At 74.7% G+C, this 25,937-nt stretch carries 20 protein-coding genes; 10 read left to right on the forward strand and 10 right to left on the reverse strand.

Translation table 11 applies throughout. From position 1 onward, the window contains the following. The 3 genes from AB0O36_RS23340 to ptsP form a co-directional block, all read left to right on the forward strand. Window positions 1–255: hypothetical protein (locus AB0O36_RS23340; RefSeq protein WP_365113616.1), on the forward strand; the 255-nt coding region annotated here is incomplete at its 5' end. A 297-nt stretch (window positions 256–552) separates the two neighbouring features. Continuing rightward, entirely contained in the window at window positions 553–1,002 is a 450-nt protein-coding gene (locus AB0O36_RS23345) for a PTS glucose transporter subunit IIA (protein WP_365113618.1), read from the forward strand. 81 nt (window positions 1,003–1,083) lie between these two features. After that, complete coding sequence (gene ptsP, locus AB0O36_RS23350; protein ID WP_365113620.1) at window positions 1,084–2,754, forward strand: phosphoenolpyruvate--protein phosphotransferase; 1,671 nt, start codon at window positions 1,084–1,086, stop codon at window positions 2,752–2,754. Between the two features lie 103 nt (window positions 2,755–2,857). Here the strand turns inward: ptsP and AB0O36_RS23355 are convergent, their stop codons facing one another. Both AB0O36_RS23355 and AB0O36_RS23360 read right to left on the reverse strand, forming a co-directional pair. Continuing rightward, window positions 2,858–3,799, reverse strand: a complete 942-nt coding sequence (locus AB0O36_RS23355) for a hypothetical protein (RefSeq protein WP_365113622.1) — start codon at window positions 3,797–3,799, stop codon at window positions 2,858–2,860. A 91-nt stretch (window positions 3,800–3,890) separates the two neighbouring features. Further along, a complete protein-coding gene (locus AB0O36_RS23360) occupies window positions 3,891–5,888 on the reverse strand; it encodes an acetoacetate--CoA ligase (RefSeq protein ID WP_365113624.1) in 1,998 nt (665 codons plus the stop codon). 252 nt (window positions 5,889–6,140) lie between these two features. Here AB0O36_RS23360 and AB0O36_RS23365 point away from each other — a divergent pair, with 252 nt between their 5' ends. Both AB0O36_RS23365 and AB0O36_RS23370 read left to right on the forward strand, forming a co-directional pair. Continuing rightward, entirely contained in the window at window positions 6,141–8,765 is a 2,625-nt protein-coding gene (locus tag AB0O36_RS23365) for a glycoside hydrolase family 31 protein (protein WP_365113626.1), read from the forward strand. 86 nt (window positions 8,766–8,851) lie between these two features. Further along, window positions 8,852–9,457, forward strand: a complete 606-nt coding sequence (locus AB0O36_RS23370; RefSeq protein ID WP_365113627.1) for a hypothetical protein — start codon at window positions 8,852–8,854, stop codon at window positions 9,455–9,457. Window positions 9,458–9,502: 45 nt separating this feature from the next. On the opposite strand, the gene AB0O36_RS23375 is transcribed toward AB0O36_RS23370, so the two are convergent. Then, complete coding sequence (locus tag AB0O36_RS23375) at window positions 9,503–10,012, reverse strand: NUDIX domain-containing protein (protein WP_365113629.1); 510 nt, start codon at window positions 10,010–10,012, stop codon at window positions 9,503–9,505. Between the two features lie 85 nt (window positions 10,013–10,097). Between AB0O36_RS23375 and AB0O36_RS23380 the strand changes: the two genes are divergently transcribed. The 4 genes from AB0O36_RS23380 (at window position 10,098) to AB0O36_RS23395 (ending at window position 12,882) form a co-directional block, all read left to right on the forward strand. Continuing rightward, window positions 10,098–10,790 carry a M15 family metallopeptidase gene (locus tag AB0O36_RS23380; RefSeq protein WP_365113833.1) on the forward strand — a complete coding sequence of 231 codons (693 nt, stop codon included), beginning with the start codon at window positions 10,098–10,100 and terminating at the stop codon, window positions 10,788–10,790. Between the two features lie 10 nt (window positions 10,791–10,800). After that, window positions 10,801–11,148, forward strand: coding sequence for a DUF962 domain-containing protein (locus tag AB0O36_RS23385; RefSeq protein ID WP_365113631.1), 348 nt, complete (start codon window positions 10,801–10,803; stop codon window positions 11,146–11,148). A gap of 79 nt (window positions 11,149–11,227) precedes the next feature. Beyond that, on the forward strand, window positions 11,228–11,686 hold the full coding sequence (locus AB0O36_RS23390; RefSeq protein ID WP_365113633.1) for a zinc ribbon domain-containing protein: 459 nt from the start codon (window positions 11,228–11,230) through the stop codon (window positions 11,684–11,686). Next, the gene (locus tag AB0O36_RS23395) at window positions 11,683–12,882 is read left to right on the forward strand and encodes a lipid-transfer protein (RefSeq protein WP_365113635.1); all 1,200 of its coding nucleotides are present in this window, start codon (window positions 11,683–11,685) and stop codon (window positions 12,880–12,882) included. The genes AB0O36_RS23390 and AB0O36_RS23395 overlap by 4 nt, the downstream gene beginning before the upstream one ends. A 162-nt stretch (window positions 12,883–13,044) precedes the next feature. Here the strand turns inward: AB0O36_RS23395 and AB0O36_RS23400 are convergent, their stop codons facing one another. The 4 genes from AB0O36_RS23400 to AB0O36_RS23415 all read right to left on the reverse strand — a co-directional run bounded on the left by AB0O36_RS23400 (window position 13,045) and on the right by AB0O36_RS23415 (window position 17,444). Next, entirely contained in the window at window positions 13,045–13,665 is a 621-nt protein-coding gene (locus tag AB0O36_RS23400; RefSeq protein WP_365113637.1) for an ATP/GTP-binding protein, read from the reverse strand. Next, the gene (locus AB0O36_RS23405) at window positions 13,646–14,041 is read right to left on the reverse strand and encodes a DUF742 domain-containing protein (protein WP_365113835.1); all 396 of its coding nucleotides are present in this window, start codon (window positions 14,039–14,041) and stop codon (window positions 13,646–13,648) included. The genes AB0O36_RS23400 and AB0O36_RS23405 overlap by 20 nt, the downstream gene beginning before the upstream one ends. Window positions 14,042–14,178: 137 nt before the next feature. Then, window positions 14,179–14,619: a roadblock/LC7 domain-containing protein gene (locus AB0O36_RS23410; RefSeq protein WP_365113639.1), complete on the reverse strand. Its 441-nt coding sequence runs from the start codon at window positions 14,617–14,619 to the stop codon at window positions 14,179–14,181. Beyond that, on the reverse strand, window positions 14,616–17,444 hold the full coding sequence (locus AB0O36_RS23415; RefSeq protein WP_365113640.1) for a nitrate- and nitrite sensing domain-containing protein: 2,829 nt from the start codon (window positions 17,442–17,444) through the stop codon (window positions 14,616–14,618). The genes AB0O36_RS23410 and AB0O36_RS23415 overlap by 4 nt, the downstream gene beginning before the upstream one ends. A gap of 398 nt (window positions 17,445–17,842) precedes the next feature. Between AB0O36_RS23415 and AB0O36_RS23420 the strand changes: the two genes are divergently transcribed. Continuing rightward, on the forward strand, window positions 17,843–18,352 hold the full coding sequence (locus AB0O36_RS23420; RefSeq protein WP_365113642.1) for a hypothetical protein: 510 nt from the start codon (window positions 17,843–17,845) through the stop codon (window positions 18,350–18,352). A gap of 278 nt (window positions 18,353–18,630) precedes the next feature. Here the strand turns inward: AB0O36_RS23420 and AB0O36_RS23425 are convergent, their stop codons facing one another. The 3 genes from AB0O36_RS23425 to AB0O36_RS23435 all read right to left on the reverse strand — a co-directional run bounded on the left by AB0O36_RS23425 (window position 18,631) and on the right by AB0O36_RS23435 (window position 25,904). Then, entirely contained in the window at window positions 18,631–23,322 is a 4,692-nt protein-coding gene (locus tag AB0O36_RS23425) for a hypothetical protein (protein WP_365113644.1), read from the reverse strand. Between the two features lie 49 nt (window positions 23,323–23,371). After that, window positions 23,372–24,286, reverse strand: a complete 915-nt coding sequence (locus tag AB0O36_RS23430; protein WP_365113645.1) for a hypothetical protein — start codon at window positions 24,284–24,286, stop codon at window positions 23,372–23,374. Window positions 24,287–24,398: 112 nt separating this feature from the next. After that, a complete protein-coding gene (locus AB0O36_RS23435) occupies window positions 24,399–25,904 on the reverse strand; it encodes a hypothetical protein (protein ID WP_365113647.1) in 1,506 nt (501 codons plus the stop codon). Window positions 25,905–25,937 lie beyond the last annotated feature (33 nt).

Here is a 25,937-nt window from a genome sequence, read left to right on the forward strand (position 1 = left end):
GTACTTACCCTCTCGGGCTTTCCTCCGGGCGCTTCCTTCGTTCTTGCGTTTCCGACTCTATCAGATCTTTTCGGACCCGATTTCCTCGGCGCTTTTCGGTTCCGGCGCTTTCGCGCTTTTCCCTTTCGGCGTTTCCGACTCTATCAGTGTTTTTCCGTCTCCCTGACCACCGGCCGCGGAGATGCGGAGGCGATCGAAAAGGATCAAGATCAACTGAAGAAGTTGGGATGCCCGCCGACCGATGTTCATGCGTGATTCACATGACGGGGTCAGGCAGGACTCACGAGTTTACACCCCGGGTTGGGGGCAGGCAAATCGACTGAGGGCGTATGGTCTAGTCCACCGGTCTAGTCCACTAGTCTCCGTCCCGAAGGATGCCGAAGGATGCCGAACGGCACCGCAGGACGCCGCGAAGGACGGAGAAGAGCTGGTCCGGACCGGGTCCAGAACCGGGCTAACCGGTACATCCCTTGCCATATCCTTCTGACGAGTACGCCGTTCGCGACACGCAGTGACGGCGACACCAGCAGCCCCACCCCCTGGGAGGCCCCAATGACCACTGTGACGTCCCCTCTTGCCGGGCGTGCCATCGGACTCGCGGCGGTGCCGGATCCGGTGTTCTCCGGCGCCATGGTGGGACCGGGCACTGCCATCGACCCCGTGCGCGAGCCCTCCGAGGCGGTGTCCCCCGTCGACGGCGTGGTGGTCTCCCTCCACCCGCACGCCTTCGTCGTCGTGACCGGCGAGGGCCACGGTGTCCTCACCCACCTCGGCATCGACACCGTCCAGCTCAACGGCGAGGGCTTCGAGCTGCTCGTGAACAAGGGCGACACCGTGACCCGTGGCCAGGCGGTCATCCGCTGGAACCCCGCCGCGGTCGAAGAGGCCGGCAAGTCCCCGGTCTCCCCCGTCATCGCGCTGGAGGCCACGGCCGACTCCCTCGGCGGCGTCCGGGAGGACGGCGACGTGAAGGCCGGCGACGAACTCTTCGGCTGGCAGTAGCGCTCTGCCGCCGGGGCGCGCCGGCGGTTCGTACATCCATCGCGGCGGGAGGCGTCCGCCGCTCTAGCGGAGACAGGTGAAATGGAGACAACGCTGCGGGGCGTCGGCGTCAGCCACGGTGTCGCGATCGGCGAGGTGCGGCACATGGGGACGGCGGTGCTGGAGCCGCCGGCCAAGCAGATCGCCGCGGAGGAGGCGGAGCGCGAGCAGGGGCGCGCCCGTCAGGCGGTGAAGGCCGTGGCCGCCGACCTGATCGCGCGGGGCCAGCTGGCGGGTGGTGAGGCCCAGCACGTGCTGGAGGCCCAGGCCATGATCGCCGAGGATCCCGAGCTGATGGCGGACGTGGACCGGCGGATCGCCGTCGGCAGCACCGCCGAGCGGGGCATCTACGACGCGTTCGCCGCGTACCGGGAGCTGCTCGCCGGGGCCGGGGAGTACATGGCGGGCCGGGTCGCGGACCTGGACGACGTGCGGAACCGGATCGTGGCGCGGCTGCTGGGCGTGCCGATGCCGGGTGTGCCGGACAGTGACGAGCCGTACGTGCTGATCGCGCGGGACCTGGCGCCGGCCGACACGGCTCTGCTGGACCCGGCGCTGGTGCTCGGTTTCGTGACCGAGGAGGGCGGGCCGACCAGTCACAGCGCGATCCTCGCGCGGGCGCTGGGCGTGCCGGCCGTGGTGGCTCTGCCGGGTGCCGGTGAGCTGGCGGAGGGCACGGTCATTGCGGTGGACGGTTCCACCGGTGAGATCTTCGTCGAGCCCGGTGAGGAGAAGAAGGCCGAGCTCAGGGCGGCCGCGGCGGAGCGGAGGGCGGCGCTGGCGGCATCTTCCGGTCCGGGTGCAACCTCCGACGGCCACAAGGTGCCGCTGCTGGCGAACGTCGGCGGGCCGGCCGACGTGCCGGCGGCGGTGGAGGCCGGTGCCGAGGGCGTGGGCCTGTTCCGTACCGAGTTCCTGTTCCTGGACGACAGCAAGAAGGCGCCGTCCGAGGAGAAGCAGATCGAGTCGTACCGCAAGGTGCTGGAAGCCTTCCCCGAGGGCCGGGTCGTCGTACGGGTGCTGGATGCGGGTGCGGACAAGCCGCTGGACTTCCTGACCCCGGGCGACGAGCCGAACCCGGCGCTGGGCGTGCGCGGTCTGCGCACGCTGCTGGACCACCCGGAGGTGCTGCGGACGCAGCTGACCGCGCTGGCGAAGGCGGCCGAGGGGCTTCCGGTCCACCTGGAGGTGATGGCCCCGATGGTGGCCGACCGGATCGACGCGCGGGCGTTCGCGGACGCGTGCCGGGAGGCGGGTCTGCAGGCGAAGTTCGGCGCGATGGTGGAGATCCCGTCGGCCGCGCTGCGGGCGCGGTCGATCCTCCAGGAGGTCGAGTTCCTGTCGCTGGGCACGAACGACCTGGCCCAGTACACCTTCGCCGCCGACCGTCAGGTGGGTGCGGTGTCACGGCTGCAGGATCCGTGGCAGCCGGCGCTGCTCGACCTGATCGCCCTGTCGGCCGAGGCCGCCCGGGCGGAGGGCAAGAGCTGCGGTGTCTGTGGTGAGGCGGCCTCGGATCCGCTGCTGGCGTGTGTGCTGACCGGTCTGGGTGTCACCTCTCTGTCGATGGGTGCCGCGTCCATTCCCTATGTGCGGGCGGCGCTCTCGAAGCACACGCTGGCGCAGTGCGAGCGGGCCGCTGCGGCGGCGCGTGCGGCGGATTCCGCCGAGGAGGCGCGGCTGGCCGCGCAGGCGGTGCTGTCCGGCGAGTAGCCGGTTTCCCCGGATTCGGGGTTCGTCGGGTCGAGGGGCCTTCGCCGGTGGCGGGGGCCCCTCGGCCGTTCCGTGTCGGTGGGACGGGGCCGGGCTGTGGTGGTCAGTGGTGCGGGTGGGGGATGTCGATCCGGTAGCCCGGGCAGTATTCGACGTCCGGTTCGGGGGCCACGGGCTCGCCGGTGTCGGCGTCGGTGCAGTAGGCGTTGAACACCTCGGCGGCGGAGAGCGGGACGAGCGTGCCGTGGGCCAGGCGCCAGCCGTGCACCCGGTCGGGGAGTCCCCCGCCGCTGCTGCGGAGGACCAGTCCCCCGGTGGTGCCCGGGGCGAGTCCGGCGGCGAGCACGGTCCGGAAGTCGGCGCCGTCCCGGTCGTGGAGGCGTGGCGGTGAGCCGGGTGGCGCCTGGGCGTCGCCGGTGTCGGCGTGAAGCACGGCGACCAGGTGTTCCTCCTCGGCCGGGACGCTGCAGACGAGGTGGTGGTGGCCGGGCCCGGCGCCGGCCAGGAGCTGCCGGAGGACGCGGCCGGCCTGTTCGAAGCAGGCCCGGCCGATGTCCTCGCCGCATTCGGCGCACCGGCCGAGGCCGGCCAGGAGGAGGGTGGCGTACTCCCAGGTGGCCTGGCGGACCGCTTCCTCGACGAGGAGCGGGATCAGTTCGCCGATGGGCTGTCCGGCGTACGGGAGGCCCGCGCCGGCGCCGGCCGGTTCGGCGGTGAAGCGGGTGCGGGCCTCGGGGGTGTCCGGGTCGAGGCCCGTTTCCGCGCAGTAGTGGGCGTATTCCTCGGGGTCGAAGAGGGTGACGGTGGTGTGGATGCCTTCGGCGGCGAGGGATTTCAGGAGTGCGTCGACATGGCCGAGGTATTCCCGGTGGTCCTCGAAGGCGAAGCTGCGGTAGCCGCGCATGGCCGCGAAGTCCTCGGGGTCGGCGAGCAGGCCGACCGTGCTGGGTGCTTCGCGGCGCAGGCCGCGGCGGACTCCCGCCTCGGTCCGGATGCGGGCCCGGATGCGGGTGGCGGTGCCGGTGCGGGTCCGGTTCTTGGACATGGTCCCCCCTGAGTGGCGTGGGGCGCGAGTACGCCCGACTCTTGCTCACCCACCGTAACCATGACCACTGACAGTGACCGCCCCGGCGGTGTCAGGCCCGTCGGGTGCGGGCCAGTTCGGCGTAGAAGCGCAGCAGGTCGAGGTTGTCGACGGAACCCGGGTTGACCGCCTTCTCCAGCGGGGTGCCCTGGAGCAGCCGCTTGACCGGGACCTCGATGCGCTTGCCGGTGAGGGTGTGCGGGATGCCCGGCACCTCGATGACCTCGTCGGGCACGTGCCTCGGGGAGAGCTCGGCACGGATCGTCGACTTGATCCGGTCACGCAGGGCGTCGTCCAGGGTGGCGCCGGGCGCGAGGTGCACGAAGAGCGGCATCCAGTAGCCGCCGTTCGGCTCCTCCAGGCCGATGACCAGGGACTCCTTGATCTCCGGCAGGCGCTCGACGGCCTCGTAGATGTCGGCGGAGCCCATGCGGACGCCCTGCCGGTTCAGGGTGGAGTCGGAGCGGCCGTGGATGATCACGGAGCCGTGGTCGGTGATGGTGATCCAGTCCCCGTGCCGCCAGGCTCCGGGGAACATCTCGAAGTAGCTGTCGCGGTAGCGGCTGCCGTCGGGGTCGTTCCAGAAGCGGATCGGCATCGAGGGCATGGGGTTGGTGACGATCAGCTCGCCGACCTCGCCGGTGAGGGGCTTGCCGGAGGGGTCCCAGGACTGGAGGTCCGTGCCGAGGCAGGCGGCCTGGAGTTCACCGATGTGCACCGGGAGGGTGGGGACGGCGCCGGCGAAGCAGCTGCAGACGTCGGTGCCGCCGCTGACGGAGGCGATCCAGAGGTCCATCGCGCCTTCTGCGAACGCGTCGTGCAGCCAGCGGAACCCGTCGGGCGGGAGCGGGGAGCCGGTGGTGGCCACGCACTTCACGGCGGAGAGGTCGAAGTCCCGGCCGGGGTGCACCTCGGCCTTCTTGCAGGCCATGACGTACGCGGCGGAGGTGCCGTAGAGGGTGGCGCGGGTGCGCTCGGCGATGCGCCACTGGGCGGCGGTGTCGGGGTAGCCGGGGCTGCCGTCGTAGAGGACCACGGTGGTGCCGGTGAGCAGGCCGGAGACGAGGAAGTTCCACATCATCCAGCCGGTGGAGGTGTACCAGAAGAAGCGGTCCTCGGGGCCGAGGTCGCAGTGCAGGCCGATCTGCTTGAGGTGCTCCAGCAGGATGCCGCCCTGGGACTGGACGATGGCCTTGGGCAGCCCGGTGGTGCCGGAGGAGTACAGGACCCACAGCGGGTGGTCGAAGGGGACCTGCTCGAACACCGGCTCGGTGTCGGATGAGGTCAGGGCGGACCACTCCAGGGTGCCTTCGGGGGCGGGCGTGCCGAGCAGCGGGATGTGCACGACGGCGCGCAGGGTGGGGAGCTCGCTGCGGAGCTCGGCGACGGTGTCGCGGCGGTCGTGTTCCTTGCCGCCGTAGCGGTAGCCGTCGACGGTGAACAGGACGACGGGTTCGACCTGCTGGAAGCGGTCGAGGACGCTGCGGGCGCCGAAGTCGGGGGCGCAGGAGGTCCACACTCCGCCGACGGCGGCGGTGGCGAGGAGGGCGACGACTGCCTCGGGGATGTTGGGGAGGTAGCCGCTGATCCGGTCGCCGGGGCGGACGCCGAGGGCGCGCAGTTCGGCGGCGAGGGAGCCGACCTGTCGGCGGAGCTCGGCCCAGGTGACGGGCACCGGGTCGTGGGTCTCGTCGACGTGGAGCAGGGCGGGGGTGCCGGCGCGGGCGGGGTCTCCGGCGGCGCGCAGGGCGTGCTCCGCGTAGTTGAGGGTGGCGCCGGGGAACCACTGGGCACCGGGCATGGAACGGTCGGCGAGGACCTGGGTGGGCGGGGTGGCGAAGCGTACGTCGAACCACTCGGCGACGGCCTGCCAGAAGGCGGGGAGCTCGTCCACGGACCAGCGGTGCAGGGCGGCGTAGCCGCCGTCGGCGGGGGCGCCGTGGTGTTCGGCGGCCCAGGCCTGGAAGGCGGTGATCCGGGCGCTCGCGATCCGTTCGGGGCCCGGGGTCCAGAGGGGGGCGGACTCGGCGGACGGACTGGCTGCGGTCATGGGTCGGCTCCCGGGTGTGCGGCTGCGCGCTTCGTGTGCGTGGCGTCGTGGGCGTGGCTACTGCTGCGTGGGCCGTCGCGCGGTGGGTGGGTGCGCGGGGCCCACAGGGACGATGCCACGTGATCGACTTGCGCACCAGAGCGGTCGGGGGTGGGCGCGCTTGATCCTTTTCCGGGTGAACGGAGGTTGAACGGCGCCCGCTCGGCGGAGGGCCGGTGGCAGGGTGTGCGCATGGACGGTCGGGGTCGTGACATGGGTCGTGAACCGGGGCGGGAGCCGCGCCGGGAACTGCGCCGGGAGCTGTACGAGGATCTGCGCCGGGATCTGGTGCGGGCGGTGAAGGACATCGGTACGGCGCGGGGCCGGCGGGCGTGGCGGGCCGCGCTGCGGCACCGTCGGGCGGACGCGGCCGCGTTCCCGCCGCGCGGGCCGGAGCGGGCGCGGGTGCCGGGGACGCTGGTGGGGGCGGAGCCGCTGCCCGGCGGGGGCGTGCTGCGGTTCGCCCGCTCGGAGCTGCTGGTGCGGGTGACGACGGGCGGTGCGGTGTTCTGGGGCTGGGACGGGGCGGGGCCGCTGCCCTCGTACGCCGTCCAGGGGACCGGGCCGGAGCCGGACGGGCGGGCGGTGCTGGAACCGGACACCGGCGGCGGCTGGCGGGTGGTGTCGGAGCGGGTGACGGTGGCGGTGTCCCGGCACGGCGCGGTGGAGGTGCGCACGCCGGGGGGCACGGTGCTGCGGCGGGAGCTGCCGCCGCGGTGGTGGGAGCCGTCGGTTCCGGCGGCGGGCGGTGATCGGGCTCCGGGCGGCGGCGGGTCGGAGAGGGGCCGGTCCGAGGGCGGGCCGTCGGGGGGCGGCCGGTCGGAGGGGGGCCGGTCGGGGAGCGCCGCGGGCTCGGGTGCCGGGGACGCGGGCATCGCGGACGTGGCCGGGGAAGCAGGGGCTGCGGGCGGCGAGGCACCGACCGGGACGGTGGCGAGCGGCACGGTGCAGAACGGGGCCGAACAGGGCGGGGCCGGACGGAGCCCGGGCGCGCGTTGGCTGCTCCGGTCCGAGGTCCCGGCCGATGCGCGGTTCTTCGGGCTGGGCGGGCGGGCGGCGGGGCCCCGGCTGCGCGACGGGGAGTACCGGCTGTGGAACACCGATCCGCACGGCGGGTTCGGGCCGGGTGACGATCCGCTGTACATCACCATGCCGGTCCAGCTGGTGGTGGCGGACGCCGGAACGCACCTGGTGTTCTACGACGACCCGTGGGACGGCCGGGTGGTGCTGCGCGAGGGCGAGGAGGGCGCGGGCTCGGGCCCGGACCGGCCGGGGGTGAGCGAACTGCGCATGACGGGCGGACCGCTGCGCTGCTGGGTGCTGGTGGGGACGCCGTCCCGGGTGCTGCAGGGCTGGTCGGGGCTGACCGGCGGGGCTGCGGTGCCGCCCGCGTGGGCGCTGGGCCACCAGCACGCGCGGTGGGGGTTCGGGAGCGCCGCGGAGGTGCGCCGCATCGTGGGCGGGTACCGGGAGCGGGGGTTGCCGCTGGCGGCCGTGCACCTGGACATCGACCACTACGACGGGCACCGGGTGTTCACGGTGGACCGGGAGTCCTTCCCGGACCTGCCGGGGCTGGCGCGGGAGCTGGCCGCGGACGGGATCCGGCTGGTGTCGATCGTGGATCCGGCCGTCAAGGCGGAGTCCGGGGTGCCCGGTTCGGTGTACGAGGCGGGGCGTGAGGTGGGCCCGGCGGGGGCGTTCGTACGGGACCCGGCCGGTGAGGAGGTGCGGGGTGAGGTGTGGCCCGGTGAGTGCGTGTACCCGGACTTCACCGATCCGCGGGTGCGGGAGTGGTGGGGCGGGCTGTACGAGGAGCGGCTGAAGAACGGCTTCTCCGGGTTCTGGCACGACATGAACGAGCCGGTGTCCTTCGCCCCGTTCGGGGACGCGACGCTGCCGAGGTCGGCACGGCACGTGCTGGACGGGGCGGGCGGGGACCACCGGGCGGCGCACAACGTGTACGCGCTGGGCATGGCGCAGGCGGGCTGGGAGGGCCTCGTACGGCTGCGGCCGGAGGAGCGGCCGTTCCTGTTCTCCCGGTCGGGGTGGGCGGGGATGCAGCGGTACGGGGGCACCTGGTCGGGGGACGTGGAGAGCAGCTGGGACGGGCTGCGGGCGTCGCTGGCGCTGGTGTTGGGGCTGGGGCTGTGCGGGGTGCCGTACTCGGGGCCGGACGTGGGGGGTTTCGGCGGTTCGCCGTCGCCGGAGCTGTTCGCGCGCTGGTTCCAGCTGGGGGCGTGGCTGCCGCTCTTCCGTACGCACGCGGCGATCTGGGCGGGGCGGCGGGAGCCGTGGGAGTTCGGGCCGGAGGTGCTGGAGGCGGCGCGGGGCGCGCTGGCGGAACGGGAGCGGCTGCGCCCCTACTTCGTGACGCTGGCGCATCTGGCGCGGCGTACGGGGGCGCCGTACGTGCGGCCGGTGTGGTGGGGGGCGCCGGAGGAGCGTGCGCTGCGGGACTGCGAGGACGCGTTCCTGCTGGGGGACGCGCTGCTGGTGGCGCCGGTGCTGGAGCCGGGCGCGGACCGGCGGGCGGTGCGGCTTCCGCGGGGCCGGTGGTACGACACGGCGACGGGGGCGGCGTACGAGGGGCCGGGGCAGGTGCTGCTGGACGCGCCGCTCGGGCGGGTGCCGGTGCTGGCGCGGGCGGGGGCGGTGGTGCCGGTCGTGGGGGGTCTGGAGGTGTGGGCGCCGGCGCGGGGGCGTACGGGGGGCGGGGTGCGGATCTCGGACGGCGGGGAGACCGAGCGGTTCACGGTGCGGTGGGAGGGGGACGTGCTGCGGGTCGCCCTGGAGGACGGCACGCCGGTGCAGGCGGGGGTGACGGTGCGGGGGCTCTAGGGCCGCAGGGGCGGTCCGCTGCGGTGGCCTGAACCGGCCGGGCCCGGTGTGGGAAGGGTGACGGACCGTCGGCAGAATGTCGTGCCATGACCGACCTTCCGGGACATCTGCCCGCCGCTCGACGTACGGGTGACGAGCCCCTGCACCTGTACGGCGCCGAGCACGGGACCGTGCGCGGGTTCTGGGGATGGGCCTACTCGGGCCTGGTGGGCAACACGCTGCGCGGGGCGCTCGCCGAATACATCGTCGCGCTCGCGCTGGGCGTGGCCGACGGGACCCGGGTCGAGTGGGACGCCGTCGACCTGCGCCTGCCGGACGGGCCCCGGGTCGAGGTCAAGTCGGCCGCCTACCTCCAGGAGTGGGCGCAGTCCGCCCCCTCGCCGATCTCCTTCTCGATCGCGCCGGCCGAGGGCTGGGACGCGGTCACCGGGGAGGTCGATCCCCGGCGGCTGCGCCGGGCGGACGTCTACGTCTTCTGTCTGCTGGGCCACCGCGACAAGGCGACGCTGGACCCGCTGGACCTGTCGCAGTGGACCTTCCACGTGTTGCCGACCCGGGTGCTGGACGAGCACAAGCCGGCCCAGAAGACGATCGGCCTGGCCCCGCTGTTGGCGCTGGATCCGGTGGTCACCGACTTCGCCGGGCTGGGTGCGGCGGTGCGGGCGGTGCCGGTGGAGGAGCGGGCCCGCTGAGGACGGCCCGATGGGCGGACCCCTCACCCTAGGGTCGCCCGCGGGTCAGGCGTAGCGGCCCTTGAACCAGGACGTGGCGGCCTGGGTGTGGAGGGGGAAGGCGAGTTCCTCCGGGCTGCGCAGGAGGTGCCAGCCGGTGGTTTCGTCGGTGGGGGTGGATGCGGGCATGGCCTCCGCGCGGCGGGTGGGGAGGAGGCCGAAGAGGCAGAGGTGGCCGCCCGGGGAGCTGAGGACGTCGGCCAGGGCGACCTCGGAGGCTTCGGCCTCGATGCCGGTTTCCTCGCGGAGTTCGCGGACCACGGCGTCGCGCCAGTCCTCGCTGAAGTCGATGAAGCCGCCGGGGAGGGCGGTGCCGCCGAGGGCGGGTTCGATGGTGCGGGTGATGACGACCAGGCCGGTGCCCGCGCTGTCCTCGACCGGGAGGAGGGTGATCGCGACGGGGAGGGGGTTGCGGTAGGCCGTGGTGCCGCAGGCGGCACAGGTGCGGGGCCAGTCCGCGGTGCCGAACGGGTTTCCGCAGGAGGAGCAGTGTGAGTCCTTCACCGGTGTGGGCATGGCGCCATGGTAGGTGAGGGGGGTGAAGTCGGTCCTGGTGTGGGTGGTGTTGGCGGCGGTCACGGGATGGCTCCCGGCGGAACCGGTGGCGCCGCGGGGCGGATTCGTGGTGCCGCAGGGCGGATTCGTGGCGCCGCGGGGCGGGTTCGTGGCGCTGCGGGAGGTGGATCCGAGCATCCGGCAGGACATGCGGTACGCCTCGGAGCGGAACTTCACCGGTGCGGTGGTGCCCGGCTACGAGGAGCCGGTGTGCCTGCTGACCCGGCCGGCGGCCGAGGCCCTGCGGCGGGCGCAGCGCGGCCTGCTGCGGCGCGGCCATTCGCTGAGGGTGTACGACTGTTACCGGCCGCAGCGGGCGGTGGACCGGTTCGTGGAGTGGACGTCGGAGCCGGCGGATCCGGTGCTGCGCGCCCGCCACCATCCCCGGGTCGAGAAGGGCCGGCTGGTGGCGGAGGGGTACATCGCCGCGCGGTCCGGGCACTCGCGCGGGAGTGCGGTGGACGTGACGCTGACCCGGCTCGACGGGCGTGCCCTGGACCTGGGGACGCCGTTCGACTTCTTCGATCCGCTGTCGCACACCGATGCTCCGGGGATCGGCGGGGCGGCCCGGGAGCGGCGGCGGCTGTTGCGGACGGCCCTGGAGGCGGAGGGGTTCGAGAGCCTGCCCGAGGAGTGGTGGCACTTCCGCCTGTCGGACGAACCGTATCCGGAGCGGTACTTCGACTTCCCGGTGCGTTCCGGTGCCGTGCGTGTTCCGCTGCCGGACGGCCCTGAGTAGCGTGCCCCGCATGACGACGCGGGAGTTCGGTTCGTACGAGGAGTTCTGGCCCTACTACGTCGCGATGCACTCGCGGGCAGCGACCCGCTGGGTGCACCTGGCGGGGACCCTGACCGGGCTCGCCGTCACGGCGTACGGGCTGGCGCGGGGACGGAAGCGGTACCTGGCAGCGCTGCCGCTCTTCGGGTACGGGACGGCCTGGCCGGCGCACTTCCTCATCGAGGGCAACAACCCGGCGACCTTCGGGCATCCGGCCTGGTCGCTGCGCGGGGACGCGGCGATGATCCGGATGATGCTGGCCGGGCGGGACGCCGAGCTGGCCGCGATCGCGGAGAAGTGGCTCGCCGACAACCCGTGACCGGGGTGCTCCTCCCGTGCCAGACTGGAACCGCCATCTGACTGATCGTCAGATTCGGGTTCGGTTTCCGGGAGGGGTTTTGGAACGCTCGCGCACACCCGTCGTCGGCGGGTGGTTCACGGAGGACGGGCCCGGCGGCGAGTTCCGCCTGCTCGGCACCCGCTGCTCCGCCTGTGGTTCGGTGTTCTTCCCCCGGGAGGACACCTTCTGCCGGAACCCCGCCTGCGGGGGCGGCGACCTGGCCGAGGTGCCGCTGTCCCGGCGGGGCCGGGTCTGGTCCTACACCGACGGCCGGTACCGGCCGCCGGCGCCGTACGTCTCCGACCCCGACGCGCCCTGGGAGCCGTACGCCCTGGTCGCGGTGGAGCTGGCGGCCGAGCGGATGGTGGTGCTGGGGCAGGCGGTGCCGGGCGTGACGGTCGCGGACCTCGCGGTCGGCATGGAGGTGGAGGTGGTCCCCGGGGTGCTCAACGAGGAGGCGGACACCGGGACCGTGTGGACGACCTGGCACTTCCGGCCCGTGGGGGTGGAGGCATGAGCGGGGCGGGCACGGACGTCGCGGTGCTCGGCGCGGGCATGCACCCGTGGGGCAAGTGGGGCCGGAGCTTCGTCACCTACGGCACGGCGGCGGCACGTGCGGCGCTCGCCGACGCGGGTCTGGAGTGGACCGACGTCGGCTCGGTCGTCGGGGCCGACACCGTCCGCTCCGGCTATCCGGGCTACGTGGCCGGGGCGACCTTCGCCCAGGCCCTGGGCTGGCAGGGCGCGCGGGTGACCAGCGTGTACGCCGCCTGCGCCTCGGGCGCCCAGGCGATCGGCACGGCCCGGGCGCAGATCCTGGCCGGGCTGGCCGACGTGGTGCTGGTGGTGGGCGCGGACGCGGCGCCCAAGGGGTTCTTCGCCCCGGCCGGCGGGGACCGGCCCGACGACCCCGACTGGCTGCGCTTCCGGGTGCTGGGGGCCACCAACCCGGCGTACTTCGGGCTGTTCGCGCGGCGCCGGATGGCGGTGTACGGGGACACGCAGGAGGACTTCGCCCTGGTGAAGGTGAAGAACGCGGCCGCCGGGGCCCTCAACCCGCTGGCCCGGTACCGCAAGGCGGTGACCGCCGAGGAGGTGGCGGCCTCGGCGGTGGTCGCCGATCCGCTGCGGCTCCTGGACATCTGCGCGACCTCGGACGGGGCGGCCGCGCTGGTGCTGTGCAGCCTGGACTTCGCGCGCTCGCGCGGGGTGTCCGATCCGGTGCGGATCCGGGCGGTGTCCACGGTGACGCCGACGTACCCGCGGACGGTGCCGGACCTTCCGGACATCGCGACGGACTCGGCCGTGGCGGTCGCCCCGGCCGGCGGTTCGCACCGGGCGTCGATCGCGCGTGCCGCGTACGAGGAGGCCGGACTCGGTCCGGAGGACCTGTCGCTCGCCGAGGTGTACGACCTGTCCACCGCGCTGGAGCTGGAGTGGTACGAGGACATCGGGCTGTGCGGTGCGGGTGAGGGCGCCAAGCTGGTGCGGGAGGGGGCGACGGCGCTCGGCGGCCGGATCCCCGTCAACGCCAGCGGCGGACTGGCCTCGTTCGGCGAGGCGGTGCCGGCGCAGGCCATCGCCCAGGTGTGCGAGCTGACCTGGCAGCTGCGCGGGACGGCCGGGGAGCGGCAGGTTCCGGGGGCGCGTGCCGGGATCACCGCCAACCAGGGGCTGTTCGGGCACGGTTCGGCCGTGATCGCGGTCCGGTGAGCGGCGGCCGGAAGTCCCGTACGGCCTGAACAGGCGGTGCTGTCCGGATGCTTGACGCGCCCGGACGGCAGGTTCACACTGCCTCCACAGTCCCCCACGAGAGCTGCGGCCCGTACCCCAGTCGGCGGGGGTACGGGCCGCCTCCACGCGGCTCGCGGCCGCCTACGTGTGGGCCGGCCGGCGGCGGTCTCGGGCCACGGACCTGGCGTGCTGGACCACCCCGACCAGGATCTCCTTGACCGACTCGCGGTCGCGGGCGTCGCAGAGCAGCACCGGGACGTCCGGGTCCAGGTCCAGCGCCTCCCGGATGCTGTCGGCCGAGTAGTGGTCGGCGCCGTCGAAGCAGTTGACCGCGACCAGGAAGGGGATGTCGCGCCGCTCGAAGTAGTCGACCGCCGCGAAGCAGTCCTCCAGCCGGCGCGTGTCGGCGAGCACCACCGAGCCGAGCGCGCCCTGGGCGAGCTCGTCCCACAGGAACCAGAAACGGTCCTGGCCGGGCGTCCCGAACAGGTACAGGACCAGGTCCTCGCGCAGGGTGATGCGGCCGAAGTCCATGGCCACCGTGGTGGTGTTCTTGGCTTCCACCCCCGCGGTGTCGTCGATGTCCCGGCCCGGCTCGGAGAGGACTTCCTCCGTGCGCAGCGGTCTGATCTCGCTGACGGCGCTGACCAGCGTGGTCTTGCCCACGCCGAATCCGCCCGCGACGAGGATCTTCAGGGTCAGCGGCTCGACCGGCGGCACCGCGTACATGCCGTTGGTGCGGCTAGAGCGCCCGAAGGCCATCGATCACCTCACGCAGAATGGATTCGTCCGGGAGTTCGGCGGGCGGGACCGGCCGGGTCACGTGGACCAGCTCGTCGTCGACGAGATCACCGATCAGCACCCTGACCACCCCGATGGGCAGGTCGAGCTCCGCCGCGAGTTCGGCGACCGACTGGGGCCGCTCGCGGCACAGTTCGAGGATGTGGGCGTGCTCCGGGGACAGGGTGAGGTCCCAGGCGGGGTCGTCGGCCGCGGGTTCGGCGACGACGAGGGCGATGAGGTCCAGCCGGTGCTGCTCCGCGTGGCTGGTCCGGCCCCGGGTCATCGCGTACGGGCGCACCACCGGGCCGGCGTCGTCGTCGAACCAGTGGGCGTGCCCGGCGGGACTGTCGTCCACCGCGACGGCGGCATCGGGCTCGGCGGCGACCCCGGGCACGGCGGCTTCCGCCGGGAGGGCTTCGGCCGCCGTGCCCTCGGCCACCCCGTCCGGGCCGTGGGCGGGCCTCCGGCTCGCATCGCTCATGCCGTCCGGTTTCACCCTGCCGATGCCTGCCCGGAGCGCGGGGCGGTCGCCAGGTGGTCACCCACGCGCTTGACCATCAGGGTCATCTCGTAGGCGACCTGGCCCACGTCGGAGTCGGCGTCGGCCAGCACGGCCAGGCAGCTGCCGTCACCGGCGGCCATCACGAAGAGGAACGCCTCGTCGAGCTCGACCATGGTCTGGCGGACGCTGCCGGACTCGAAGTGGCGGCCGACGCCCTTGGCCAGGCTGTGGAAGCCGGAGGCGACGGCGGCCAGGTGCTCGCTGTCCTCGCGGGTCAGCTCCTTGGAGCTGCCGGTGGGCAGCCCGTCGCCGGAGAGGACCACCGCCTTGCGGATGCTGCCGACCCGGTCGACCAGTTCGTCCAGGAGCCAGTTCAGGTGACCGGGGCCCCGGCCCCGGCTGTCCTGGCCTGCGGTCTGCGATGCGGTCATCGGTCGTCCCCCTCGTTCTCGTTCTCGGGACCGGTCGCGGCTGCGGCTGCGGTGCCGTTCGCGGTCTCGGACTGCTGCTGTGCGTGCTTGTTGCGGCCCGCCGTCCAGCCTCGCTGGAGTGCGGCCATCCGGTTGCGTACGTCCTCGGCGTCGCGGTCGGCGAGCGCGTCCGCGGCCGTCCCGGCCGGTCCGGCGGTCCGCTCCGCCGTCGGCGCGTTCTTCAGCTGGGGCGCCAGGCTGGCCTGGCGGACGCGGCGGGGCAGGGCACCGGGAGCCGAACCGGGCGTCTTCCCGGCGGCCGTTCCGGGAGCCGCCGACGGGCCTGCCGCCGGAACCGCGGCCGGAGCCGTCACGGGCCTCCCCGCGGCCTGTCCGGCGTCCACCGGGGAGCCGGACTGCTTGACCACCGACACGGCCGGCCGGCCGTCGACCCGGCGGCCGTGTTCGGCGACCAGGGTCGGCGTACGGCGCCGCCGCGGCAGCGGTACGGCCCCGGAGGCGCTGCGCGGCGCGTCGAGATGGGCGGCCTCCAGCCGGGCGCTCTCCAGCCGGACCGGACCGGTGGGCGGGAGCTGTTCGCGCTCGGTGCCGCGGGAGGGGGCGGGCTGCAGGGAGCGTTCCGGCGGCCGGTGGCCGAGCAGGGTGCTGCGCGGGAGGCCGCTCGGGGGGGTCTCGTCGTCCAGGGTGGCGATGGCAGGGTGGGCGGGGACCCTGCCGGGGATCTCGTCGAGCGCACCGGCCTCGTCCAGGCCGAGCACGCTGAGCGGGGGCTCCAGCTCCACGGGACCGTCCAGGACGGCGGCCGGGATCGCGCGCCGGGCGGACGTATCGTTTCCGCGGCCGGCGCCGCGGCCGGTGCCGCCCGCCGGGCCGCCCGTGATCGCGGCCTTCGCGGGGCGCTCCAGCCGGAGGCCGGTGCCGTTGGTCTCCGGCGCGTCGGTGAGCAGCGCGGCCGGCAGGAAGACCACCGCGGTGGTGCCGCCGTACGGGCTGGGCTGCAGGGAGACCTTGACGTTGTGCCTCCGGGCGAGCCGGCTGACCACGAACAGGCCGAGCCGGTCGGTGTCGGAGAGGTCGAACTCGGGGGACTCGGCGATCCGGAGGTTGGCGTCGAGCAGGGCCTCCGGGGTCATGCCGAGGCCGCGGTCGTGGATCTCCAGGGTGAAGCCGTTGGCGACCCGCTCGCCGTGCACCGCGACCGCGGTGTGCGGGGGCGAGAACACCGTCGCGTTCTCCAGGAGTTCGGCGATGAGGTGGGTGACGTCGGCGACGGCGGGGCCGGAGATGCCGAGCCGGGCCAGCCGCCGGACCTCGATCCGCTCGTAGTCCTCGACCTCGGCGACGGCCGCCCGTACGACGTCCATGAGCTGGACCGGCTTGCGCCACTGCCGGGACGGGGCCGCGCCGGAGAGGATCACCAGGCCCTCGGCGTGCCGGCGCATGCGGGTGGTCATGTGGTCGAGGCGGAAGAGGTCGGCGAGCTCCTCGGTGTCCTCGGTGCGCCGTTCCATGGTGTCGAGCAGGGTGAGCTGGCGGTGCAGCAGGACCTGGTTGCGGCGGGCGAGGTTGACGAACACCTCGGACACCCCGCGGCGCAGCTCCGCCTGCCGGACGGCGGCCTCGACGGCGGCGCGCTGGAGGGTGTTGAGGGCCTGGCCGACCTGGCCGACCTCGTCCTTCTCGTACTCCAGGCGCGGGGCCTCGGTCTCGACGTCGACCGGCTCGCCGGCGGCGAGGCGCCGCATCACGCTGGGCAGCCGGACGCCGGACGCCTCGTGGGCCTCCTTGCGGAGCCGGGAGAGGTCGCGGATCAGGTCGCGGCCGATTCGGATGGAGAGCACCAGGGAGACGATCAGGGCGACGAAGCCGAGGATGCCGGCGACGGCGGCCTTGACGAGCACCTCCATGGCGACGGGTTCGACGCGCTCCTTGTAGCGGTCGCCCGCGGCGGTGCCCATGGTGGCGAGGATGTCCAGCGCCCGGGTCGACGCCTGGTCCCACTCGGCGGCGGTGGGCGTGCGCGGGTTCTTGACCGCGCCGTTGGCCACGATGCGGGACTCGGCCACGCGCAGCGCACTGGTCTCGGTGCCGCCCCAGTAGCGCTCGAAGCGGTCGCGCTCGGCGGCGGGGAGGATGGCGAGGTTGAACTCGTAGAGCAGGTTGCGGCGGGCGATCTCGTCGGAGACGGCGCGGGAGTCCTCGGCGGTGAACCGCTTGGCGGCGAACGCGGAGGCGATGACGGCGTCCTCGCGGGAGAGGGCCTCCCGGGCGCGGGTGATGCCGACGAGGGCGCGGCCCTGCTTGTCCATCTCGACGTCCTCCAGGGTGTGGAGGTTCATCAGGAAGTCGTAGCAGGGGTCGACGATCCGGTTGTAGAGCTCCAGGGCCTGGTCGGGGTCGAGGGCGGTGCGGTCGACGTTGGCGCGGAGGGTGGAGAGCCCGGCGAACGCCTCGACGATGGAGTCGAGGTGGCGCTTGGTGGTCGGGCTGAGTTCCTCGGAGATGTCGGGGTCGGCGGCGTTCGCGGTGAACCGGCGGACGGCCTCGTCGGTGGCGGTCCGCCGGTCGGCGAGTTCCACGGCGGCGGAGGAGGCGCGCGGGTCGCCGAGCAGGATGAGGCTCTGGCGGCGCTCCTTCTGCACGACCCGGACGACGTCCTCGGCGGGGTAGCCGACCTTGTTGATGACCTCGGCGACGCCCAGCAGCTGGACGGCCTGACGGCCGGTCAGCACGGTGGCGAAGCCCCACAGTGCGGTCAGCGAGATGAGCGGCACGAGGAGCAGCGCCACGATCTTCCGGCGGATGGACTTCCCGCGAAAGCGCATGGGCCCCACAGCCTCCCCCGAGCTCAACCCCGCTGCTGGGGGTCGGTGTTCCGTCAATCAAACGGCGTGAGCCTACTACTGCCGCCGGGCGCCTTCGAAGGCGCGTCCGGACGTTTTCGGCCGGGCCACCGCACGAAGATCACGAGTTGTCCCATAGTTCCCGTCTCCTGCGGCCCGATATGTGGCACATGACACTTGGTGGGGCGTCAGATCCCGTACCCTGATGGATGGCTGGAATTATTCGTTCCGCGAGGGGCGGGGCGGGCCGGCGGGCCGTCCGGGAGAAGTCCGGGCGGCACTTCGGGAATCCTTCGGGCCTTTCGTGCGTCTTTGACGGTGACCGGCGGTGGGAAGGGTCGTAGCGGGGCCGCGAGGTCGTGGTGGGGAGTGAGCGGAGCATGGGCAGCGAATACCCCGGAGAGCCGATCAGGCGGGGCCTGTGGGTGGAGGAGCCGGCACGGCGGTACCGGATGCCGGATCCCGTGCGGACGGCGGCCGTGCGGGCGGTGATCATCGCGTCCGTGACGCTGACGCTGTCCACGATCACCTTCTATCTGACGCTGACCGGGTCGTGGCTCGCCTTCCCCGTCATGCTGTGCTCGGTGGCCGGGGTGATCGTGTCGACCTGGGGGGTGCTCGACGTGTGGATCACCCGGCAGGCGTGGCGGCAGCGGCACGGGGTGGTCTCGCAGCCGAGCAGCACGGCGCGGGGGCGCGGGCCGGAGCGGGAGACCGCGGCGGGGCGCGCGGCCGCGCGGGGACCCGTCCCCGCGCCTCCGTCCGCGCCCGTGCCTCCGTCCGCGCCTGCGTCCGTACCCGGACAGCGGGCGACCCGGGAGTCCGGCACGGGGCCGCGGACGGCCCAGGGGGCCGGGACCGGGCAGCCGAGGCCGCTGCGGCGGGCCTGAGCGGCCGGGTCGCGTGATCGGGCCTCGTGATCGGGCCGCGTGGTCGGGCCGGGGCCCGGTTCCCCGGCCTGTGGCGCCCGGAGGCTCGGCGTCCGAGCTCATGACGCGGACGCCGCGATCGTTCCGCGTTCACCGGGGCCGGCCACCGGTCCGCCGGCGAGCCGGAGGACGCCCCTGGGGGCGGAAGCCGGCCGGCGCGGGCGCACCGCGCATGCCCGGGCCGGAGCCCGGTGCAGCCGGCCGGGACGGTGAGCCGCCCGGGCTTCCGGGCCGCGGGGTCAGGCCTCCGCGGGTGCGGGCTGGCTGCGGCGGAACATGCGGGTGGCGGTGATCTCGCCGTGGATGCTCTCGCCCTCGGCCGCCGGCTGCGGCAGACCCGGCCGCAGGTGCTCCTCCACGCTGATGTACTTCAGGCCCGCCCGCAGGTCCGCGTCGTTGCGGAGCCGGATGACGAGCGGGAACTCCGCCAGGGCCGTGGTGTCGAACAGACCCGTGGTGTAGAGCAGCTGCACGCCCAGCGCGTCGGACACCGCACGCTGGAGTTCCAGCAGGTACGTGGCGTTGGCGCGGCCGATCGGGTTGTCGAGGAACAGCGTGCCCGCGTGGCGGTGCCGGTCGCGGCCGCGGTCGTTGCTGCGCAGCGCCGCCATCGTGCAGTACAGGGCGATCGCCGCGGTGAGCAGCTGGCCGCCGGAGAACACGTCGCCCATCTGGCCCACGGGGACCCGCTCGGCGCGCAGTACGGCGTCCGGCTTGAGGATCTCCACGGAGATGCCGCGCGGCTCCAGGGCCGCCTGGACCCCGCGCAGGAGCAGGGACATGCCGTCCCGGCGCCCCTCGCCGAACGAGGCGTTCCGCTTCACCGCGGCGCGGGTGGCCTCGTCGATGACCTCGCCGAGCCGCTCGGTGAGGGTGGCCTGGTCCGGCTCCTCGAAGCGGATCCGGAGGAACTCCTGCCCCGACCACTCCCCCAGCCCCTCCGGCAGCCGGGAGAGCCGCTGGGCGGAGCGCAGGGTGGCCAGCGCGGACTCCACCAGGCCGCGGAGCCGGTCCACGATGCTGTCCCGGTTGCGCTCCAGCTGCGCCAGTTCGTCGGTGAGGACGCGCAGCCGGGGCGCGAACGCCGCGGCCCAGGCGGCCGCGTGCTCGGGCAGGGCCGAGGCGGGCAGCTCCCGGATCTGCTGGCGCGCCGGGGTGCGCACCGCCTCGTACCGGGTCGCGTTGGCGTGCCGGACGAGGACGTCGCTCGCCTCGCGCACCGCGGACTCGGCGGCGGACAGGTCTCCGGAGCAGCCGCGCAGGGACCGGCGGGCCTCGGCGGCGGACTGCCGGGCCTCCTCCAGGGCCCCCGGGTACGGGGTGTGGTCCTGGTCGTCGTCCTCGTGCGGGGTGTTGTCCCGGAGCAGGTCGCGGAGCAGGGCCGCGGTCTCGTCGAAGCCTGCGGCGCCGTCCTCGGCGGCGCGGTGGGCGCGCAGCAGCTCGCCGTGGGCGGCGCGGGCCGTCTCCACGGCGGCGGTGTGGGCGGCGAGCTGGGCGGTGGAGGAACGCAGCAGGGCCTGGGCCCGCTCGACGTCCTCGGGGACCAGCTCTTCGGGGAGTTCCGCGTGGGCCTCGCCGTCCGCCGGAGCATGGCGCTCCGCTTCGCCGCGCAGCCGGCCCAGCTGCTCGCTGGCCGTGTTGGCGCGGGACTCCAGCATCTGGACCAGGGACTCGGCGCGGGCCGCGGCGGCCTGCCGGGACGGGCCGTCGGCTCCGTCGGTGCTCTCCAGGAGCTGGGCGGCGCGGGTGCGCACCTTGTTGGTGAGGCGGTCGAGTTCGGCGAGGGCGGCGCTCTCGTCGCTCTCCGCGCGGGCCTGTTCGGCGCGCAGGTCGGCGCCGACGCCCACCTTCTCGTACAGCTGGGAGGCGGCCCGGTAGGCCTCGCGGAGGTCGGGCAGCGGGGTCCTGGCGGCGCCCTCCGCCTCGTCCGGCAGGCTCTCGGGGGCACCGGCGATCTCGGCCCGCTCGGCCCGCAGGGCGCGGGCGGTGCGGCGGGCGTCGTCGGCGGCCCGCTGGGCGGCGCGGCGGTCCTCGTCGGCGGCCCGGGCGCGCTCCAGGCAGACCTCGGCCCGGGCCTCGGACTCGGCGGCGTCGTCGGCGAGTTCGCGGACCTTGACCTGCCAGCCGGCCCGCTCGCGGAGCCGGAACGCGAGCCCGGCGAGGGCGTCGGCGGCCCGGCGGGCGCGCTGGGCGGTTTCCTGGCGCTCGTCGCGGACCCGGGTGGCGTCGGCGGCGGCCTCCTCGGCCTCGGCGCGGACCGTACGGGCCTCCGCGAGCTCTGCCTCGGACTCCTCGGCGAACGCGTGGGCGGCCGCCGCGTGTTCGGCGAGCTCGGTGAGCCGGCCGGCCGGGCAGCCGGTGCGCCAGGAGGTCAGCCGGGCGGCGAGCTCGCGGTCGCCGGCGAGGCGGGCGGCGAGCTCGCGGATCTCGGTGTCGCGTTCCCCGGCCCGGGTGCGCAGCGCCTGGCGCTCCTCGTCGGCGGCGTGCTCGTCGTGCATGGCCGGGTTCGGCGGCACCAGGAAGACCCCGGTGTCGGATTCCGGTCCGGCCGGCGGTACGGGGGCCAGCAGCGCGGCGGCGGTGCCGACGGCCACGGCGGAGCGGGGCAGCAGGGCGGCGGCGCCGAGGACCTCGCGGGCGCGTGCGTGGGTGTCGGGGTCGGTGATGACCACGCCGTCGACGAGCTCGGGGCGTGCGGCGAGCACGGCCGCGTGGTCGGCGGGCGCGACGGACTGGGCGAGGTAGCGCCAGCCGGGCAGGGCGGGGATGCCGTGCTCGGCGAGGTACTCGACGGTGGCGAGCACGTCCGGGCCGGGCGGCAGCAGCCCGCCGTCGCCGAGCGCGCCGAGGATCCGGGCGTCGTCGGCGGCGGCCGTGCGCAGGTCGAACAGCCGGCTCTCGGCGGCGGCGACCCGGTCGTTCAGCAGGGTGCGCAGGTCCTCGGCGTTCCGGTCGAGGTCCTCGGCGGTGAGTCCGCCGGCGGCGGCCGTCCCGTCGTCCGCCCCGGGCGCGTCCGGCCCGGCCCCGTCCGTTCCGTGCGCGTCCGCGGCCGTACGGGGGCGCGGTACGGCGGAGGATGCCGGGGCCCCGGGCAGGCCGAGCAGGTCGGCCAGGCGCGGGGACTCCGCGAGGGAGGCGGCCGTACGGAGCTCCGTCGCGTGCGCGTTCTCCGCGGCGGCGGCCGCATCGGCGGCGCGGGCCGCGGTCAGCTCGGCGCGGGCCTCCGCGGCGGCTGCCCCGCGGGCGGCCTCGGCGGCCGTACGGGCGGCCTCGCGGGCCTCGTCCCAGGCGGCGACGGCGGTCTTCTCGGCGTCGCTCGCGGCGAGCGCGGCCCGGGCCGGGTCGGCGTCGGGGGCGGAGTCGTCCAGCCAGCCGGCCCGGACGGCCTCGGCGGTCTCCTGCTCGACCTCGGCGAGCCGGGCCCGCAGGTGCTCGGACTCGCTGCGGGCGCGCTGGGCTGCGGTCGCGGCGGCGGTGGCGTCGCGGTGCGCGGTCTCGGCGGTGTCCTGGAGGGCGGCGGAGCGCTCCTCCTCCTCGTTGGCGAGGCGTTCGCCGTTCTCGGCGGCCGTGTGCAGGGCCCGTACGAGTGCGGCGGCGGCACCGGCGCGGGCGGCCAGCGCGGGGGCGGCGTCCCGTTCGGCCTCGCGGATGGCGGCGGCGACCCGGGCCGAGCGGTCGGCGGCGGCCCGGTGCCGGAGCACGGACTCGGCGGCCTGCCAGGCCGAGTGCAGGGTGCGGGCCTCCAGCAGCTCGCGGCGCTGCGCCGCGGCCGCCTTCTCCGCCACCGTCAGCGCCAGCGAGGCGTGCCGGTAGGCGAGTTCGGCGGCGATGGCGGCGCTGCGGTCACGGGCCGCCTCGGCCGCGGTGACCTCGTGGGCGGCGGTGGTCACCCGCTGGGCGAGGTCCGCGGCGCGGGCCCGCTCCTCGCCGGCGCGGGCGGACAGCCGGCGGGCGAGGGTACGGGTCCGGCGTTCGGCACCGGCGTGCACGTCGCGGGCGCGGGCGCGGCCCTGTGCCGCCTCCACGATGCGGGTCAGCAGGTCCACCGAGCCGGCCGTGAAGTCCCGTTCGGCCATCAGCTCGGCGCGGCGGCCCAGCTTGTTGCCGAAGCCGTGGACGAGGTCGGCGAGGCCGTCGGTGTCGCGGGTGTCGGTGACGGCGCGCAGCAGCAGGTCGGTGAAGTCGGAGTCCTTCTTCACGGCGAACAGGCCGGCCGCCTCGCCCTCGTCGGCGTTCATCTCCCGCTGGTAGCGGAAGAGCTCGGGGTCCAGGCCGAGCTCGCCGAGGTGCTCGTTCCAGCGGTCGTGGATCTCCTCCCAGCAGACCTCCAGGTGCGGGTACGCCTTGCCCGCCTCGGTGATCGCGTCGCGGAAGCCCTTCATGGTGCGGCGCCGGCCCTGGGCGCCGGAGGAGCCCTCGACGGGCGGCCGGACGGCGGTGGACTCGGCGACGGGGAGGTTGTCCAGGCTCAGACCGGGGCCGGGGCGGAAGGAGTACCAGGCCTCGGCGAACTTGCGGGGGTCGTTGGAGACCTGGCGGCCGCGCCACTCGCTGACCTTGCCGACCACGACGCACTCGCCGGTCTGGGTGTGCTGCCACTCCAGGGCCACGTGACCGCAGTCCTCGGCCAGCAGGAACTTGCGGAGCACACCGGAGCTGGCGCCGCCGAGGGTGTTGCGGTGGCCGGGCAGCATCACCGAGAAGATCAGCTTGAGGAGGACGGACTTGCCGCCGCCGTTCTCCAGGAACAGCACGCCGGCGGGGGCCGGGCGGCGCGGCGGCCCGGTGGGCTCCTCCTCGAAGAACTCCGCCTGGGTGGGTGCCGGATGGGGCACCGGCCGGCCGACCCCGCGCAGGTCGAGCACGGTGTCGGCGTAGCGCGCACCGGCGGGACCGATGGAGTAGAGGCGGATCCGGGACAGCTCGTACATGGCGGCGGGCTCTCGTTGGGGTTCGTGCGTGTGCGGGTGCGGGTGCGGGTCAGGCGTGGAACGGGAGGCCGGCGTCGGCCACCAGGTCCAGGTCCTCGCCCTCGGGCGGCGGCAGCAGGCTCGCGGAGCCGTCGCTGACGGCCACCACGCCGAGTTCGAGGAGCTCGGCCATCGCGGCGCTGCCTGCCATGTCGCGGACCTGCAGCTGGTAGCGGGGGGTGGTGCGGTAGGTGCCGCCGGCGTCGTCCCCGGTGCGCTGCAGGAAGCCCGAGTCGGTGAGGAAGGCGACGGCCTTGCCGACGATGCCGGTGGTGGAGCCGGCCAGGCGGCGGGCGTCCTTGGTGGCGCCGGTCGCGCTGCGGCGGGCGTAGACCCGCCAGGCGGCCTCCAGGCCGGGGGTGCCGGTCTCCGGGTCGGTGTTCTCGCCGAGTTCCTCGGCGCGCTCCTCCAGGCGGCGGCACGCCTGCCGGACGAAGGCGTCGACCCCGTTGACGGTGATCCGGCCGATGTAGCCGTCGTCGGCGAGGTCCTCGGGGCGGGGGAAGGCGAGGGCGGCGACGGCGAGGTGGGCGAGGCCGTGCAGGAAGCGGTCGCCGCCGTCGGCGGAGGTGCGGCGGGCGTAGTCGCCCATCCGGACGGCGAACACGGAGTCCTCACCGGCGGCGACGGCCATGCCGGCCCTCGGGGAGACCTCCAGCACGACCAGGCCGAGCCCGGTGGCCACGGCGTCGGCCAGGCGGGCGAAGGCGGGGGCCTCGCGGTAGCGGCGCAGGAGCTCGGCGTATTCGGCGTCGCGGGCCGGGAGCAGCTTGGGCTGCAGGCCGTACGCCACCAGCCGGGCCGCGTCCGCGGCGTCGGCGGGAGTCACGTGGGCGCCGGCCGGGGCCGCCGCCCGGTCCGGGGCGGGGGCCGACGGCACGTCGGGCTCGCTCCACGCGGGGTACTCGGCGTGGGTCTCGCTCACGGCTGGGGCTCCTTGGCGGTGGTGGGCTGTGCGGTGCGCCGGTGCGGCGCGCGGGAAATCGGGAGGGCTGCGGGGCGCGGGCCGGTGTCGGTCGGGCCGGTGCGGCGGGCGGTCATGCCGCCTCCGTGCGGTCCGCGGCCATGCCCGCGGCATCGAGCAGGGCTGTGCCCACGATCAGGTCGGCGCCGCCGAACTCGGGGTCCTCCAGCACCGTGCCGTCGTCCACCGCGAACAGCAGCCGCTCCTCGCCCTGCCGGTACGCGGTGCCGACGGCCGGGCTCGCCGCGTGTACGGCGAGCAGCGCGACCAGGTACGGGAGGTCCGGGTCCCGCAGCCGGGCCTCGGCGAGCAGGCCGGAGAGGCGGCGCGGGGCGTCGTGGGGCAGGTCGAGCAGCTCCATGGCGGAGGCGAGCTGCTCCTCGCTGAACCGGCTGTCGTCCGGGGTGGCGATGAGGTCGGGCTCGGGCATCTCGGCACCGAGGTGCTCCCGCTCCAGCGGCGGGGTGAGCAGTATCTCGACGAGGTCGGCGACCCGGACGGAGACGGGGGTGCGCAGGCCGGTGCCGGCCGCGAAGAAGGCGTCGGTGACCCGGGTGGCCTCCTCCAGCGGCAGGGGCAGTACCGGCGCGACCAGCTGCCCGTACAGGTCGATGCCGGAGCGCGGCGCGGCCGGGGCGAACGCCTGGCGGTCCTGCTCGGCACGGAACAGCGGGCCGGCCTCCAGCAGCCGCGACTGCAGCTGGGTGTGGCGGCGGATGCAGTCCTTGACGATGTCGACCAGCTCGGCGGCCCGCCGCTTGTTGTCCGGGTCCTCCGCCTCGTCGCGGGCCTTGCGGATGTTGGTCAGGATCGCGTTCTCGTGGCGGTACCGGTCGGCGACGTGGTCCAGCGCCTCGGCGATCATGTCCGGCACGGCCTGCAACCAGTCCACCGCGCGGACGTTGCGCCGGGTGGCCTCCAGGGTGCGGCGCAGGGTCTCGGCGTACTGCACCGTCCGGTAGCGGGCCTGCTCGGCGGCGAGCTGGGCGTCCGCCAGCCGGCCGCGGCTGATCAGCACCTCCAGCTTGACCTCGGCGGCGATCTGGGCGCTGGTGACGTCCGTGTCCAGGGCGCCGACCAGCACGTTGACGGCCTCGTCGGTGGTCCGGAGGTAGACGGCGCCGCCGTACCCCGGGACCTCCTCGATCAGCTTGAAGTCGTAGTCGCGGCGAACATAGACACCATCGGCCCCGAAGGTGCCGTAGACCGCGCGGAAGCCCCGGTCCACGCTGCCGACGTTGATCAGGTTCTCCAGGACCCAGCGGGCCACCCGCTCGTGCTCGGCGGCCGGGCGCCGCGGGGCCTGCGCGGCGATGCGCGGCAGCAGCCTGGCCACTATCTGGTCGTGGTCGGCTCCGGTGTCGAAGTCCATGTTCAGCGTGACGAGGTCGATGGCGGCGAGGGCCACCTCGGCCATGGCGTAGACCCCGTACTCGCCGGCCAGATTGGCCTTGCGGGCGTCCAGGTCGTGCAGCGGGGCCGTGCACGCGAGCGCCCGGAGCCGCCGCGCCAGGCCCTCGTCGGCGGCCGGGCCCGGTGCCGGGGACGGGAGGGTCTTCGCCGGGGCAGGAAACGTCACGACGGAAAGATTAGGCGGTCGCACCGACAACCA

It is taken from the genome of Streptomyces sp. NPDC089799 (assembly GCF_040684755.1).
GTDB lineage: Bacteria > Actinomycetota > Actinomycetes > Streptomycetales > Streptomycetaceae > Streptomyces.

What these genes read in the sequence shown, in the direction of transcription:
- AB0O36_RS23345 (WP_365113618.1), top strand. Translation starts at nt 553, where the DNA reads ATGACCACTGTGACGTCCCCTCTTGCCGGGCGTGCCATCGGACTCGCG.
- ptsP (WP_365113620.1), top strand. Translation starts at nt 1,084, where the DNA reads ATGGAGACAACGCTGCGGGGCGTCGGCGTCAGCCACGGTGTCGCGATC.
- AB0O36_RS23355 (WP_365113622.1), bottom strand. Translation starts at nt 3,799, where the DNA reads ATGTCCAAGAACCGGACCCGCACCGGCACCGCCACCCGCATCCGGGCC.
- AB0O36_RS23360 (WP_365113624.1), bottom strand. Translation starts at nt 5,888, where the DNA reads ATGACCGCAGCCAGTCCGTCCGCCGAGTCCGCCCCCCTCTGGACCCCG.
- AB0O36_RS23365 (WP_365113626.1), top strand. Translation starts at nt 6,141, where the DNA reads ATGGGTCGTGAACCGGGGCGGGAGCCGCGCCGGGAACTGCGCCGGGAG.
- AB0O36_RS23370 (WP_365113627.1), top strand. Translation starts at nt 8,852, where the DNA reads ATGACCGACCTTCCGGGACATCTGCCCGCCGCTCGACGTACGGGTGAC.
- AB0O36_RS23375 (WP_365113629.1), bottom strand. Translation starts at nt 10,012, where the DNA reads ATGCCCACACCGGTGAAGGACTCACACTGCTCCTCCTGCGGAAACCCG.
- AB0O36_RS23385 (WP_365113631.1), top strand. Translation starts at nt 10,801, where the DNA reads ATGACGACGCGGGAGTTCGGTTCGTACGAGGAGTTCTGGCCCTACTAC.
- AB0O36_RS23395 (WP_365113635.1), top strand. Translation starts at nt 11,683, where the DNA reads ATGAGCGGGGCGGGCACGGACGTCGCGGTGCTCGGCGCGGGCATGCAC.
- AB0O36_RS23400 (WP_365113637.1), bottom strand. Translation starts at nt 13,665, where the DNA reads ATGGCCTTCGGGCGCTCTAGCCGCACCAACGGCATGTACGCGGTGCCG.
- AB0O36_RS23410 (WP_365113639.1), bottom strand. Translation starts at nt 14,619, where the DNA reads ATGACCGCATCGCAGACCGCAGGCCAGGACAGCCGGGGCCGGGGCCCC.
- AB0O36_RS23415 (WP_365113640.1), bottom strand. Translation starts at nt 17,444, where the DNA reads ATGCGCTTTCGCGGGAAGTCCATCCGCCGGAAGATCGTGGCGCTGCTC.
- AB0O36_RS23420 (WP_365113642.1), top strand. Translation starts at nt 17,843, where the DNA reads ATGGGCAGCGAATACCCCGGAGAGCCGATCAGGCGGGGCCTGTGGGTG.
- AB0O36_RS23425 (WP_365113644.1), bottom strand. Translation starts at nt 23,322, where the DNA reads ATGTACGAGCTGTCCCGGATCCGCCTCTACTCCATCGGTCCCGCCGGT.